Annotated in this window: 1 protein-coding gene; it reads left to right on the forward strand. The window is 65.4% G+C overall.

Annotated features, from left to right (window positions below; translation table 11 throughout):
- Nucleotides 1–165: 165 nt before the first annotated feature.
- Nucleotides 166–512: response regulator (locus D1012_RS22270; RefSeq protein WP_147335798.1), on the forward strand; the 347-nt coding region annotated here is incomplete at its 3' end.

A 512-nucleotide genomic window follows, 5' to 3' on the forward strand; every position in this document is an offset into this window, starting at 1 on the left:
GGTGGTCGTGCTGACCACCACCGACGACAGTCAGGAGATCAAGCGTTGCTACGAACTCGGTTGCAACGTCGACACCACCAAGCCGGTGAACTACGAAAGCTTCGCCAACGCCATCCGCCAGCTTGGCCTGTTCTTTTCCGTGATTCAGGTGCCGCCAGCCTCGATATGACCAGCGCAACGCCGACACTGCTCTATATCGACGACGACGCGGCGCTGGCGCGCCTGGTCGACCGCAGGCTGACGCGCGCGGGCTACAAGGTCGTGCATGCCGCGAGCGGTCAGGAAGGCCTCGACCGGCTCGCCCAGGGCGGCATCGACGTCGTCGCGCTCGACCAGTACATGCCCGGCCTCGACGGGCTGGAGACGCTGGAGCAGATCCTCAAGATCCCGGATACGCCGCCGGTGGTGTTCGTCACCGCCTCGCAGGATTCGGCGATCGCCGTCACCGCGCTGAAGGCCGGCGCGGCGGACTATCTGGTCAAGGATGTCCGCGGCGAATTCATCCCCCTGCT

It is taken from the genome of Pseudotabrizicola alkalilacus, assembly GCF_003443995.1.
GTDB classification, from domain to species: Bacteria; Pseudomonadota; Alphaproteobacteria; order Rhodobacterales; family Rhodobacteraceae; genus Pseudotabrizicola; species Pseudotabrizicola alkalilacus.